A 13,451-nucleotide genomic window follows, 5' to 3' on the forward strand; every position below is an offset into this window, starting at 1 on the left:
GCGCCAGCCAGGTTACGCCGCCCGGCACCGCCCGCGATACCCGGATCCCCCTCGGACCGCCATCAAGCCGACGTCGGCCCGACTCCGGCCCGACCTCAGACCGCCCCGACCCGGAGCAGCGGCACCATCACCCGGTCGATCATGTCGGCGATCTCGCGGTCGGTCCATTCGCTCCCGCACACCTTGGAGCGGTACATCATCATCGCGGGAACCACGTCGAGCACCAGGTCGTCGATCGCGTCGGCCCGCACGTCACCGCGCTCGATTCCCCGCCGCAGCACGTCCTTGAAGAGCCGCGTCGAAGGTTCGGTCACCCCCGCGACGATCAGATCATGGAACCTCCCCGCGGATTCCGCGTCGCATTCGTGAAGGACCGCACGAAGGGCGTGGCCGGGCTTGGAGAACATCACGTCCCGCACCCGGAGGCACAGCGCGTACAGGTCCTCACGGACACTCCCCCGGTCCGGAGCCTCGTCGAGCGTCGGCAGTCCGGCCTGGAGGGCGTCCGCGACGAGATCTTCCTTCGACGGCCAGCGCCGGTACACCGCCGCTTTGCCCGTCTGCGCGCCGACCGCGACACCCTCCATCGTCAGACCGTTCCAGCCGACGCTGCCCAGCTGTTCGAGCGTGGCCTCCAGAATGGCCCGTTCCAGTACGGGGCCGCGGCGTCGCGGGGATGCCCCCTCCGGCCGGGCGGCGGCCGTGGAGCGCGAAGTAACCATCAGGATCTCTCCGTTGAGCAAGTCGATCGGGGCGGGGCCAGGGGTGGGGCGGGGACGAATCGGGGCGGCGGCAGTGCTCAGTGAACGGTTGCGTTCACTGAGGGGGACTCACTACCGTGGGGAACAGTGAACGGGTGCGTTCACTAATTCTTCCGTGGGGGATCCATAGTGACAACTTCTCCGGTGGACACACAGACCAAGAACGGACCTGCACGCGCCGGAGGCCGGCGGGGCATCGCCCTGGCCGTCATCGCCGCCTGCCAGCTCATGGTCGTCCTCGACGCCACCATCGTGAACATCGCGCTGCCGCACATCCAGGACGCGCTGTCCTTCTCGACCACCGACCTCTCGTGGGTGCTCAGCGCCTACACGCTCACCTTCGGCGGGCTGCTGCTCCTCGGCGGACGCGCGGGAGACATCCTGGGGCGCCGCCGGGTCTTCATGGCCGGCATCCTCGTCTTCACCCTCGCCTCCCTGCTCGGCGGCTTCGCCCAGGAGCCGTGGCAGCTGCTCGCGGCGCGCGCCCTCCAGGGCGTCGGCGGCGCCATCGCCTCGCCGACCTCGCTCGCGCTGATCACCACGACGTTCCCCGAAGGGCCCGAGCGCAACCGTGCGTTCGGCGTGTTCGCCGCCGTGTCCGCCGGCGGTGGCGCGATCGGGCTGCTCGCGGGAGGCATGCTCACCGAGTGGCTCGACTGGCGCTGGGTCCTCTTCGTCAACGTGCCGATCGGTCTGCTGATCGCCTTCCTCGCCCCGCGCTACATCGAGGAGTCCGAGCGTCACCCGGGCCGGTTCGACATCGCCGGCGCCATGACCTCGACGCTCGGCATGGCGGCGCTGGTCTACGGGTTCATCCGCGCGTCCGAGAAGGGCTGGAAGGACTCGCTGACCGTCGGTTCCTTCGTCGCGGCGGTGGTCCTGCTCGTGGCCTTCGGCCTCGTGGAGTCGCGGGCCAAGGAGCCGATCACCCCGCTCAGGATGTTCGCCGAACGCAACCGCTCGGGCACGTACGTCATCATGCTCAGCCTGTCGGCCGCCATGTTCGGCATGTTCTTCTTCATCGTCCTGTGGGTCCAGAACGTCCTCGGGTACAGCCCGATCCAGTCCGGCCTCGCCTTCCTGCCGGTGACGGTCGCCATCGGCACCGGCGCGGGGCTCGCACAGCGACTGCTGCCGGTCCTCGGCCCCAAGCCGTTCATGGTGGGCGGTTCGGCGTTCACCGGGATCGGCCTGTTCTGGCTGACGTTCATCAGCTCGGACAGCACCTACTTCGGCTCCGTCCTCGGCCCCATGGTCCTGTTCGGTTTCGGCATGGGGCTCAACTTCGTGACGCTCACGCTCACGGCCGTCTCCGGGGTGGCCCAGCACGAGGCGGGCGCCGCGTCGGGCCTGCTCAACGCCACTCAGCAGGTCGGCGGTTCGCTCGGCCTGTCCATCCTGGTCACGGTCTTCGGCACGGCGAGCCGCGAGGAGGGCGAGAAGCAGGCGCCGGACTTCCTCGCGAACGCGACGCCCGAACAGCAGGCGGAGTTCGCGAAGACGCACGAGCTGCCCGCCCCCTGGGGCCATGAGGTGCTGACCTCGGGCATCGCCTCGGCCTTCACCGCCGCCGTCGGGATGGTGCTGATCGCGCTGGTCACGGCGGTCCTGGTGATCCGGGTCCGCAAGAGCGACCTGGAAGCGCTCAGCGGCCGGGCGGAGGCGGCCGGCCCGGCGGCCTGAGCCCACACCGCTGCCCACCACCTGCCGCCCGCCGCCTGCTGTCTGAACAGGCACGTACGCCCCTGAAGTACGCCGATGTCCCCCGGGCCGCTCCACAGGCCCGGGGGACATCACACGCTTCAGGCAGCCGTCCCGTCCGGGACCCAGCCCGGAAGGTCCTCGGTCTGCCGCAGCCACTCGGCAGGCGGAGCCCCGTGCACCGCGGAGGCCACGACGCCGCCGGCGATGGCGCAGGTCGTGTCGACGTCGCCGCCGACCTGGGCGGTCGTCCAGAACATCCGCTCGAAGTCGCCCAGCGCCCGCGCCGCCGACCAGAGGGCGAAGGGCACCGTGTCGTGCGCGCTGGTCCGCCGGCCGCTGCCGAGCACCGCGGCGACCGTGCCCGCGTCCCCGTAGTCGAGCATGTCGCGCGCCCGGCGCAGGCCCGCCCCCACCGCGCTGCGCGGCACCAGGGCGACCACCCCGTCGAGCAGCGCCTCGGGCGTGGGCGGTCCGGCCGGATCGGCGGCGAGGGCGGCGGCGGCCGCCACGGCCATCGCGCCCACCACGGCCTCACGGTGCTGGTGCGTCGTGTACGCGGAGATCTCGGCCTGGTGCGTCGCCTGCTCCGGGTCGTCCGCGTACCAGGCACCGAGCGGGGCGATCCGCATCGCGGCGCCGTTGCCCCAGGACCCCTGCCCGTTGAAGAGCGCGGCGGACAGCTCCCGCCAGTCCGCGCCCTCCCTGACGAGCCGGAGCATCCGGTTGACCGCCGGGCCGTAGCCCCGGTCGAAGTCATGGTGGTGCGCGAAGGACAGGGCGAGGGCGTCCTGGTCGATGCGGTCGTGGCCGACGAGGACGGCGAGGACGGAGCAGGCCATCTCGGTGTCGTCGGTCCACTGCCAGGGGCCGGGCGGCAGCTCGCGCCGCTTCAGCAGGGGGTAGTGGGCGGGTACGAAGAACTGGGAGCCCAGGGCGTCTCCCACGGACAGCCCGCGCAGGCTGGCCAGGGCGCGGTCGAAGCGCCGGTCGAGTGAGGAGTCAGCGGTCATCGCTCAGCCACTCTATCCGGTGTGCCCGTACGGTTCCGGGGTGCGCCAGCGTGCGAACGGCCTGTCCAGCCGGTACCTCCCGTCCTCGCCCAGCAGGAGCGTGCGGGTCTCGGCGTTCCCGGGGTTCGACAGCGACTCGAAGTCCGCGACCGTCCAGTGGAACCAGCGCATGCAGAACAGCCGCATGGTCAGTCCATGGGTGACGAGGAGAACGTTCGGCGGATGGTCGGGGGCCTCGAAGCTGCGGTAGAGGCTCTCCAGGAAGGCCCCGACCCGGTCGTAGACGTCCGCCCCGGACTCGCCCTGGGCGAAGCGGTAGAAGAAGTGCCCGTACGCGTCCCGGTACGCCTTCTGCAGGCGCACGTCCTCCCGCTCCTGCCAGTTGCCCCAGTCCTGCTCCCGCAGCCGCGGCTCCTCCCGCACCCTCATCTGCTCCCGGGGCAGCCTGAAGGCCCGGAGGGTCTCATGGGTGCGGCGGTACGGCGACACGTAGACGCTGACCTGTTCGTCCCCGAACAGCTCCCGCAGTCCCTCCCCCGTCTCCTCCGCCTGCCGCCATCCGGTCTCGGTGAGCCGGAGCGCGTGATCGGGCTCGCGTTCGTACACCGTGTCATCGGCATTGCCCTCGGACTCTCCGTGCCGTACGAGAACGATGCGCCGCGGTCGTGCCATACCCCGACCCTAGATCGACTCCCCCGGACAGGCTCGGCCGAGGGGGCGCTCGGAGCCCATCCGGGGTAGAAGGCCCTCGGACGGTCAGACCGTCCAGGCCGCTTCGAGCTGCACCACGTCGCCGCTCAGCGCCGCCACGTCGGCATCGGTCTTCGCGCGCAGACCGAGCCGCTCGACGCGCTCCACCCGGTACTTGCCGTGCTCCGCGGCGGACCGCCACATCGACAGCACCATGAACTCGTTGCCCGGCGCCTCGCCGAACAGGCCCCGCAGCATGCCGGGGGACCCGGCCATCGCCGGGTTCCACACCTTCTCCTGCATGAGCGCGAAGTGCTCGGCACGGTCCTCGTGGACACGGCAGTGCGCCACCCGCGCCACGTCGGCGTCGCCGAACTTCGGCTCGAACCCCGTCTTCACATCGAAGCGGTGGTCGAACAGCTTGACCTGGATGTCCTTGTACGAGCCCACCTGCGAGGCCGCCAGTCGGTCGTGCGACCGCGCCATGAACGAGTCGTAGAACGCCCGGCTCTCCCAGAACGCGAAGACATGGGCGACGTCCGGCCGAGCCCGGCTCCACCCGCCGCCCTGGCCCCGGAATCCCGGCTCACCGAGCAGCCCCGCCCATTTCCGCTGTCCCCGCTCGAACCCACGACGGTCCACGACGGTGCAGCGAATCCACTTGACCAGCACCGCGCCATCGTACGGGCCCAAGGAGCGCCCCGGCAGTGCGCGTCAGACACCCACCGGGTGCAACCGCTCCAGACCCGCGCGCTCCTCGTCGTCGACCTCGATCCCGAAGTCGTCCGCCAGCGTCGCCGCCAACTCGCCGACGGTCAAGATCCGTTCCTCGGCGACGCCGTCCGTCCGCACGGTCGTCAGCGTCTCGCGGACCAGCGCCCTGCGCACCTCGGCCCCGGGCCGCTGCGCCACGACCTGGCCGAGGAAACGCGACTCCGGATGGCTGGAGCTGAAGTGGTTCATGACGGTGAAGTCGCCCGGGTACAGGGTCTGCGGAGCGAACGCGTACAGATCGGTCCAGCCCTGCGGGCACAGGGAGCGCAGTACGTGGATGCCCTCGTCCTCGGCCCCGATCCCGAAGGTCCAGCCGCCCTGCTCCACGCGCGCGCCGTCCCGCAGGGGAACGGGCTCCAGGGGCCCCTGCCATCCGAACCCCGCGTCGGCGAGCCACTGTTCGCCCTCCGCCTCGACGACCAGCAGGGCGTGGGTGACGGGCAGCAGCGCCGCACCCCGCGTGCGGTTGCGGGCGCCGCGCCCGGCCACCCGGAAGCCGATCCGCTCCAGGGCCGCCGCGAGGAGCGAGTTCTGTTCGTAGCAGTAGCCGCCCCGGCGGCGGCGGACGAGCTTGGCCTGGAGGCTCTCCAGGTCCAGGGGGACCTGCCGGCCGAGGGCCACGTCGAGGTTCTCGAACGGAATGGACCGGACGTGCGCCCGGTGTACAGCGGTCAACGTCCGGAGATCCGTGGAGAGTTCCCCGTCCCGGCCGATGTCGTAGCCGATTCGAGCCAGATATGCGTCGAGATCCAGCTCGTCACCACTCCACAAACCGCTCTCCCCCTCAACCGTCGGGTCCACTGTCGTAGCCCCATGACACCATGAGCAATCACCCCGCAACCACGGGCTTTTGACGTGGAGGCGGGACGACGGTCGAGGCGAGACGTACGCGGGGGCGTGCGGGGAGAGGGGAAGCACCGTGAGCGGACTCAGCAAGGGCGTGGCGAGGGTCGAGGTGACGCTCAAGTGGGACCCGGCCCCGAGCGGCGCGCCGGCCCACGACCTGGATCTCGTCGCCGGCGTCTTCACGGCCGACGAGCCGCACGGTGCCCCGGCCTACCTGGTGCACTTCGGCAGCCGCTCCCCCGACGGCACGATCACGCTCCACCGTGACAGCCGTACGGGCCAGGGCTTCGGCTACGACGAGGCGATGACGCTGGAGCTCGACCGGCTCGCGCCCCGGTACGCGCGCGTGGTGGTGGGCGTGACCGTGCAGCAGGGCGGCGGCAGGCTCACCTTCGGCGACATAGAGAACACCGGCATACGGGTCCGCGAGGGGTACACCGACCTTCTGGCGCACGACTTCGCGGACGTGCCGGGCGCCCTGTCGGCGACGGTCGTGGAGTTCACCCGGGACGGCGCGGACGGCTGGTCGTACCGCTCCCTCAGCCGCGGCTTCGACGCCGACCCCCGAGCCTTCGCCACCGTCCTCGGTTCCACGCCGGTCTGAGGTCCGACGGGCGCGCGAAAGTGGTCCGACGGGCGCGCGAAAGAGGGTGTCGACCGATGGTCGACACCCTCTCTCACGTGCGGCTCAGCGCCCCGGGCGGCAGCTGCTCACCGCCGCGCCGGACGCGCTTGCGCTCGTGTCAGCTGCAGCCGCTGGTGGAGCCGCAGCCCTCGCAGATGTAGCAGGAGCCGGCGCGCTGCATCTTCGTACCGCAGGAGAAGCAGAGCGGGGCGTCGGCGCTGATGCCGAGCTGCATCTCGACGAGCTCCGCCGAGGTGTGCGCCTGCTTCGGCGCCGGGACCTCGGCCTGCGGGGCCGGGACCGGGGCCGCGACGGCCTTCAGTTCCTGGGCGCGGGGCGCGGACTGGGCCAGCGCCTCGACGTCGACCTCGTCCTCCTCGGCCTGCTCGTACGAGCCGGTGTCGAGGTGGCGCTGACGCTCCTCGGCGGAGTGGATGCCGAGGGCGGAGCGGGTCTCGAAGGGCAGGAAGTCGAGCGCCAGGCGGCGGAAGATGTAGTCGACGATCGACTGCGCCATCCGCACGTCCGGGTCGTCCGTCATGCCGGCCGGCTCGAAGCGCATGTTGGTGAACTTCGAGACGTAGGTCTCCAGCGGAACGCCGTACTGCAGACCGACGGAGACGGCGATGGAGAAGGCGTCCATCATGCCGGCGAGGGTCGAACCCTGCTTGGACATCTTCAGGAAGACCTCGCCGAGACCGTCGTCCGGGTAGGAGTTGGCGGTCATGTAACCCTCGGCGCCACCCACGGTGAAGGAGGTGGTGATCCCCGGGCGGCCCTTGGGCAGACGCTTGCGGACCGGGCGGTACTCGACGACCTTCTCGACGGCCTCGCGGATCGTCGCCTCGGACTTCGCGGTGACCTCGACCTTCTCCTCCTCCTTCTCCTTCTTCTTGGCGGAGAGGGGCTGGCCGACCTTGCAGTTGTCGCGGTAGATCGCGAGCGCCTTGACGCCCATCTTCCAGGCCTCGAAGTAGACCTCCTCGACGTCCTCGACCGTCGCCGTCTCCGGCAGGTTCACGGTCTTGGAGAGGGCGCCCGAGATCCACGGCTGGATGGCGGCCATCATGCGGACGTGGCCCATCGCGGAGATGGAACGCTCGCCCATGGCGCAGTCGAAGACCTCGTAGTGCTCGGTCTTCAGGCCGGGGGCGTCGATCACATTGCCGTGCTCGGCGATGTGGGCGACGATCGCCTCGATCTGCTCCTCCTGGTAGCCCAGGCGGCGCAGGGCCTGCGGGACGGTGCCGTTGACGATCTGCATCGAGCCGCCGCCGACGAGCTTCTTGAACTTGACCAGGGCGAGGTCGGGCTCGAGGCCGGTGGTGTCGCAGGACATCGCGAGACCGATGGTGCCGGTCGGGGCGATGACCGAGGCCTGCGCGTTGCGGAAGCCGTTCTTGGCGCCGAGGCGGACGACGTCCTGCCAGGCCTCCGTCGCGGCGGCCCAGATCGGCGAGTCGAGGTCGTCGAAGCGGACGGCCTTGGTGTTCTCGTCGGCGTGCTGCTGCATGACGCGCTGGTGCGGCTCGGCGTTGCGGGCGTAGCCGTCGTACGCGCCGACGACCGCGGCGAGCTCGGCGGAGCGCTTGTACGAGGTGCCGGTCATCAGGGAGGAGATGGCACCGGCGAGGGCGCGGCCGCCGTCGGAGTCGTACGCGTGGCCGGTCGCCATCAGCAGGGCGCCGAGGTTGGCGTAGCCGATGCCGAGCTGGCGGAAGGCGCGGGTGTTCTCGCCGATCTTCTCCGTGGGGAAGTCGGCGAAGCAGATGGAGATGTCCATCGCGGTGATGACGAGCTCGACGACCTTGGCGAAGCGCTCGACGTCGAAGGACTGGTGGCCCTTGCCGTCGTCCTTGAGGAACTTCATGAGGTTCAGCGAGGCGAGGTTGCAGGACGTGTTGTCCAGGTGCATGTACTCGCTGCACGGGTTCGAGCCGTTGATGCGGCCGGACTCGGGGCAGGTGTGCCAGTGGTTGATCGTGTCGTCGTACTGGATGCCCGGGTCGGCGCAGGCCCAGGCGGCCTCGGCCATCTTGCGGAAGAGCGACTTGGCGTCGACCTCCTCGATGACCTCACCCGTCATGCGGGAGGTGAGACCGAACTTGCCACCGGACTCGACGGCCTTCATGAACGTGTCGTTCACGCGGACGGAGTTGTTGGCGTTCTGGTACTGGACGGACGTGATGTCGTCGCCGCCCAGGTCCATGTCGAAGCCCGCGTCACGGAGGGCGCGGATCTTCTCCTCCTCCTTGACCTTGGTCTCGATGAAGTTCTCGATGTCCGGGTGGTCGACGTCGAGGATGACCATCTTGGCCGCGCGACGGGTCGCACCGCCCGACTTGATCGTTCCCGCGGAGGCGTCGGCGCCGCGCATGAAGGAGACCGGGCCGGAGGCGTTGCCGCCGGAGGAGAGCAGCTCCTTGGAGGAGCGGATGCGGGAGAGGTTCAGGCCGGCGCCGGAGCCGCCCTTGAAGATCATGCCCTCTTCCTTGTACCAGTCGAGGATGGACTCCATGGAGTCGTCGACGGACAGGATGAAGCAGGCGGAGACCTGCTGGGGCTGCGGGGTGCCGACGTTGAACCAGACCGGCGAGTTGAAGCTGAAGATCTGGTGCAGGAGGGCGTAGGCCAGCTCGTGCTCGAAGATCTCGGCGTCGGCCGGCGAAACGAAGTAGCCGTAGTCCTCGCCGGCCTTCGTGTACGTCTTCACGATCCGGTCGATGAGCTGCTTGAGACCGGTCTCGCGCTGCGGGGTGCCGACGGCCCCCCGGAAGTACTTGCTGGTGACGATGTTGACCGCGTTCACCGACCAGAAGTCGGGGAACTCGACGCCACGCTGCTCGAAGTTGATCGAGCCGTCGCGCCAGTTGGTCATGACGACGTCACGACGCTCCCAGGTCACCTCGTCGTACGGATGCACGCCAGGGGTGGTGTGGATGCGCTCGATACGCAGGCCCTTGCTCGCCGACTTGGCTCCCTTAGCGCGGGAACCACGTGCCGGGCCGCTCGCCGTCTCTGTCATGCCGCCTCCCATATACGGGCAAAACACACTTTGGCACCCAGAAAGTCCCAGGGCACCGTCTTCTGTACGTCTTTCGGTACTGCTGCCACGAGGACCAGAACAGGTCACCCGGGGCACGTCTGTCGGGCCGCTCGGCGGCCGATCGCCGGGCCGTGGTCGGCCCGGACCGCCGATCAGTCGGCGGCGGTGGCGGGAACGGGGACCTCGGGGGTCGCGCCGGTCCCACAGTTCTCAGCGGGAGACCGCTCGCGGAGTTCCACGATGGCGGTCTCGAAGTCTTCGAGGCTGTCGAAGGCCTTGTACACGGACGCGAAGCGCAGGTACGCGACGAGGTCGAGCTCCTGCAACGGGCCGAGGATGGCCAGACCCACGTCGTGGGTGGTCAGCTCGGCGCTCCCGGTGGCGCGCACCGCCTCCTCGACCCGCTGGCCGAGCTTGGCGAGGGCGTCCTCGGTGACCGGTCGCCCCTGACACGCCTTGCGCACGCCGGAGATGACCTTGGTGCGACTGAAGGGTTCGGTGACACCGGACCGCTTCACGACCATGAGCGAGCACGTCTCCACCGTGGTGAAGCGGCGGGAGCAGTCGGGGCACTGGCGACGGCGTCGGATCGACGTCCCGTCGTCGGTGGTGCGACTGTCGACGACACGGCTGTCGGGGTGCCTGCAGAAGGGGCAGTGCATGGCTTCCGACCCTCCCTCACGGCACGACTGATGAGCTTCGCCCGGCCCGTCAAGGCCCTGCGAAGCGACCTCCAGCATAGGTGATGCGAGCGGCCCCGGCAGACCGGGGACCACTACCCCTGGGTGGCCGATGCCATACAACCACTAGATCTTGGGTTAGGGGCGATTCGACCGCCTCCGCGTGTCGCGGACCGCGGGCTCCCGCGATTCCGCGTTCCCGGGTGCGACACTGGGCAGGCACACCGGATGTCCGCGACCCAGCGGCGAAGGCTACCGTAATGACCGAATTGGGTTCGCGGGGTGCTGCGGAGTGCTGCGGAGTGACGGTACTCATACACCCCCACACGTACACGCGTAAGGCAATCTGCGAATTTTCACTCGAACGTGTGTTTGGCGCAACCTTTCGAAAGCCACTACCGTTGTGCCAGCCAGGGAGACAAATTCGAGAGGGGCCGACGACGTGACCACCACCGCAGACAGTGCCACCATCACCGCCCAGGACCGCTCCCAGGGCCGACTCGAGCCGGTGCATGCCATGAATGACTCAGCCATGAACGGCGAGGAGCCCGGGCGACCCGCCCGCGCCCTTCCCGGGCGACCTCCAGGCATCAGGGCCGACAGCTCGGGCCTCACCGACCGGCAGCGCCGTGTCATCGAGGTCATCCGCGACTCGGTCCAGCGGCGCGGCTACCCGCCGTCGATGCGCGAGATCGGCCAGGCCGTGGGACTGTCCAGCACGTCGTCGGTGGCTCACCAGCTCATGGCGCTGGAGCGCAAGGGCTTCCTCCGCCGTGACCCGCACCGCCCCCGGGCGTACGAGGTGCGCGGCTCGGACCAGCCGAGCACGCAGCCGACGGACACCACGGGCAAGCCCGCCGCGTCGTACGTCCCTCTGGTCGGCCGGATCGCGGCCGGTGGCCCCATCCTGGCCGAGGAGTCCGTCGAGGACGTCTTCCCGCTCCCCCGGCAGTTGGTCGGCGACGGCGAGCTGTTCGTCCTGAAGGTCGTCGGCGACTCGATGATCGAGGCCGCCATCTGTGACGGCGACTGGGTCACCGTCCGCCGCCAGCCCGTCGCGGAGAACGGCGACATCGTCGCCGCCATGCTCGACGGCGAGGCCACGGTCAAGCGCTTCAAGCGCGAGGACGGCCACGTCTGGCTCCTCCCGCACAACGCGGCGTACCAGCCCATCCCCGGCGACGAGGCCACCATCCTCGGCAAGGTCGTGGCGGTGCTCCGGCGGGTCTGACACACCTCGCCGGCTCTGACCGGGCCCCGGGACCCACTGCGCCGGTCCCGGGGCCCTGCCGTGTGCCGAGACACACGGCAGGGCGATCAGTCGCTCGCGGCCGCCTTCGACGCCGCGTCGATCGACGCCAGGGACTTCCGTACCTGATTGCGGTCCGTGGTGTACCAGAAGTCGGGCAGCGAGGCCTTGAGATAGCTGCCGTACCGCGCCGTGGCCAGCCGGGGGTCGAGCACCGCGACGACACCCCGGTCGCCCGTCGCCCGCACGAGCCGGCCGGCGCCCTGAGCCATCAGCAGGGCCGCGTGCGTGGCCGCGACGGCCATGAAGCCGTTGCCACCGGCCTCCTCGACCGCCTTCTGGCGCGCGCTCATCAGCGGGTCGTCCGGCCGTGGGAACGGGATCTTGTCCATGACCACCAGCTGGCAGCTGGCGCCCGGAACGTCCACGCCCTGCCAGAGCGAGAGCGTGCCGAAGAGGCAGGTCTTCGGATCCGCGGCGAAGTTCTTGATCAGCTCACCGAGGGTGTCCTCGCCCTGGAGCAGGATCGGCAGCTCCGGGTTCCGGCTCCGCAGCTCCTCCGCCGCCTGCTGAGCCGCCCGCATCGACGAGAAGAGGCCCAGCGTGCGGCCGCCGGCCGCCTCCATCAACTCGGCGAGCTCGTCGAGCATGTCGCCCCGCTCGCCGTCCCGCGCGGGGCGGGACAGGTGCTTGGCGACGTACAGGATCCCCTGCTTCGGGTAGTCGAACGGGGAGCCGACGTCGAGGCCCTTCCAGACCGGCAGGTCGTCCCCCGTGGTGCCCTCGGGCGCGAGGCCGAGCGAGGCCCCGACCCCGTTGAAGTCGCCGCCGAGCTTGAGCGTGGCCGAGGCCAGCACCACGGACCGCTCCGTGAAGAGCTTCTCCCGCAGCAGGCCCGAGACGCTCAGCGGCGCGACCCGCAGCGAGGCACCGAAGCGGTCGTGCCGCTCGTACCAGACGACGTCCCACTCCGAGCCCTGGGTGATCCGCTCCGCGACACCGTGGACGGTCTCCACGGAGGCCATGGCCTGCTTGCGGACGGCGTCCTCGTCCTGCACGGAACGGTCCCGGGTGGAGCCCAGGGCCGTGATCACGGCGCGGGCCGCGTCGCGCAGCGCCATCAGCGCGTACGCCAGATCCTCGGGGATCGTCTCCAGGCGGCCCGGCAGGGCGAGCTCCATGACCCGCTCGAAGCCCTCGGCGGCGGTCTGCAGCTGGTCGGCGACCTTCTCGTCGACCAGCTTCGCGGACCGGCGCACGGCGCGGTTGACCTGGCCGGGCGTGAGCTCGCCGGTGGCGACGCCCGTGACCCGGTTGACCAGCTCATGGGCCTCGTCGACGATCAGCACCTCGTGCTGCGGGAGCACAGGGGCGCCCTCGATCGCGTCGATGGCGAGCAGCGCGTGGTTGGTGACGACGACGTCGGCGAGCTTGGCGCGCTCGCGGGCCGCCTCGGCGAAGCACTCCGCCCCGTACGCGCACTTGCTCGCGCCCAGGCACTCCCGGGAGGAGACCGAGACCTGGGCCCAGGCCTTGTCGGAGACGCCGGGGGTCAGGTCGTCCCGGTCGCCGGTCTCCGTCTCGTCGGACCAGTCGCGCAGCCGCAGCAGGTCCTGGCCCAGCTTGCTGGAGGGCGCGGCCGCCTCGAAGGGGTCGAAGAGGCCGTCCTCCTCGTCCTGCGGGACGCCCTCGTGGAGCCGGTGCAGGCAGAGGTAGTTCGACCGGCCCTTGAGCATGGCGAACTGCGGGCGGCGGCGCAGCTGCGGATGCAGCGCGTCGACCGTCCGGGGGAGGTCGCGCTCGACGAGCTGGCGCTGGAGCGCCAGGGTGGCGGTGGCGACCACGACCCGCTCCCCCTGGGCCAGCGCCGGCACGAGATAGCCGAGCGACTTGCCCGTGCCGGTTCCGGCCTGGACGAGGAGGTGGGAATTGTCGTCGATGGCCTCGGCCACGGCCTCGGCCATGGCGACCTGGCCGGGGCGCTCCGTGCCGCCGACGGCGGAGACGGCGGCGTGGAGCAGATCGGGGAGGGATGGCTTCGTCATAGCGCTTCCAGCCTACGGGGC

Annotated in this window: 11 protein-coding genes; 3 read left to right on the forward strand and 8 right to left on the reverse strand. The window is 70.3% G+C overall.

The window, feature by feature from the left end; translation table 11 throughout:
• Positions 1–95: 95 nt before the first annotated feature.
• The gene (locus tag ACFC0G_RS12200; RefSeq protein WP_376401212.1) at positions 96–722 is read right to left on the reverse strand and encodes a TetR/AcrR family transcriptional regulator; all 627 of its coding nucleotides are present in this window, start codon (positions 720–722) and stop codon (positions 96–98) included.
• 168 nt (positions 723–890) lie between these two features.
• Here ACFC0G_RS12200 and ACFC0G_RS12205 point away from each other — a divergent pair, with 168 nt between their 5' ends.
• Positions 891–2,444 carry an MFS transporter gene (locus ACFC0G_RS12205; RefSeq protein WP_376401215.1) on the forward strand — a complete coding sequence of 518 codons (1,554 nt, stop codon included), beginning with the start codon at positions 891–893 and terminating at the stop codon, positions 2,442–2,444.
• A gap of 119 nt (positions 2,445–2,563) precedes the next feature.
• On the opposite strand, the gene ACFC0G_RS12210 is transcribed toward ACFC0G_RS12205, so the two are convergent.
• The 4 genes from ACFC0G_RS12210 to ACFC0G_RS12225 form a co-directional block, all read right to left on the reverse strand.
• A complete protein-coding gene (locus tag ACFC0G_RS12210; RefSeq protein WP_376401218.1) occupies positions 2,564–3,475 on the reverse strand; it encodes an ADP-ribosylglycohydrolase family protein in 912 nt (303 codons plus the stop codon).
• A 12-nt stretch (positions 3,476–3,487) separates the two neighbouring features.
• Entirely contained in the window at positions 3,488–4,147 is a 660-nt protein-coding gene (locus ACFC0G_RS12215) for a histidine phosphatase family protein (RefSeq protein WP_329620810.1), read from the reverse strand.
• An 84-nt stretch (positions 4,148–4,231) separates the two neighbouring features.
• On the reverse strand, positions 4,232–4,837 hold the full coding sequence (locus ACFC0G_RS12220) for a YdbC family protein (RefSeq protein WP_376401222.1): 606 nt from the start codon (positions 4,835–4,837) through the stop codon (positions 4,232–4,234).
• A gap of 42 nt (positions 4,838–4,879) precedes the next feature.
• Positions 4,880–5,614, reverse strand: a complete 735-nt coding sequence (locus ACFC0G_RS12225) for an arylamine N-acetyltransferase (RefSeq protein ID WP_376401225.1) — start codon at positions 5,612–5,614, stop codon at positions 4,880–4,882.
• A gap of 244 nt (positions 5,615–5,858) precedes the next feature.
• Here ACFC0G_RS12225 and ACFC0G_RS12230 point away from each other — a divergent pair, with 244 nt between their 5' ends.
• Complete coding sequence (locus ACFC0G_RS12230; RefSeq protein ID WP_376401228.1) at positions 5,859–6,389, forward strand: TerD family protein; 531 nt, start codon at positions 5,859–5,861, stop codon at positions 6,387–6,389.
• Positions 6,390–6,528: 139 nt separating this feature from the next.
• Here ACFC0G_RS12230 and ACFC0G_RS12235 read toward each other — a convergent pair whose 3' ends face one another.
• Positions 6,529–9,435 carry a vitamin B12-dependent ribonucleotide reductase gene (locus tag ACFC0G_RS12235; RefSeq protein WP_376401231.1) on the reverse strand — a complete coding sequence of 969 codons (2,907 nt, stop codon included), beginning with the start codon at positions 9,433–9,435 and terminating at the stop codon, positions 6,529–6,531.
• Between the two features lie 173 nt (positions 9,436–9,608).
• Entirely contained in the window at positions 9,609–10,118 is a 510-nt protein-coding gene (gene nrdR / locus ACFC0G_RS12240) for a transcriptional regulator NrdR (protein WP_055640973.1), read from the reverse strand.
• A 460-nt stretch (positions 10,119–10,578) separates the two neighbouring features.
• On the opposite strand from nrdR, the gene lexA reads away from it, so the two are divergent.
• Entirely contained in the window at positions 10,579–11,367 is a 789-nt protein-coding gene (gene lexA / locus ACFC0G_RS12245) for a transcriptional repressor LexA (protein WP_376401234.1), read from the forward strand.
• A gap of 86 nt (positions 11,368–11,453) precedes the next feature.
• Here lexA and ACFC0G_RS12250 read toward each other — a convergent pair whose 3' ends face one another.
• Positions 11,454–13,430: an ATP-dependent DNA helicase gene (locus ACFC0G_RS12250; protein ID WP_376401237.1), complete on the reverse strand. Its 1,977-nt coding sequence runs from the start codon at positions 13,428–13,430 to the stop codon at positions 11,454–11,456.
• Positions 13,431–13,451 lie beyond the last annotated feature (21 nt).

The organism is Streptomyces sp. NPDC056169, assembly GCF_042268445.1.
Taxonomy (GTDB): Bacteria; Actinomycetota; Actinomycetes; order Streptomycetales; family Streptomycetaceae; genus Streptomyces.

Excerpts from the sequence above, each read along its gene's own strand:
- ACFC0G_RS12200 (WP_376401212.1), bottom strand. The coding sequence starts at position 722 with ATGGTTACTTCGCGCTCCACGGCCGCCGCCCGGCCGGAGGGGGCATCC.
- ACFC0G_RS12210 (WP_376401218.1), bottom strand. The coding sequence starts at position 3,475 with ATGACCGCTGACTCCTCACTCGACCGGCGCTTCGACCGCGCCCTGGCC.
- ACFC0G_RS12215 (WP_329620810.1), bottom strand. The coding sequence starts at position 4,147 with ATGGCACGACCGCGGCGCATCGTTCTCGTACGGCACGGAGAGTCCGAG.
- ACFC0G_RS12235 (WP_376401231.1), bottom strand. The coding sequence starts at position 9,435 with ATGACAGAGACGGCGAGCGGCCCGGCACGTGGTTCCCGCGCTAAGGGA.
- nrdR (WP_055640973.1), bottom strand. The coding sequence starts at position 10,118 with ATGCACTGCCCCTTCTGCAGGCACCCCGACAGCCGTGTCGTCGACAGT.
- ACFC0G_RS12250 (WP_376401237.1), bottom strand. The coding sequence starts at position 13,430 with ATGACGAAGCCATCCCTCCCCGATCTGCTCCACGCCGCCGTCTCCGCC.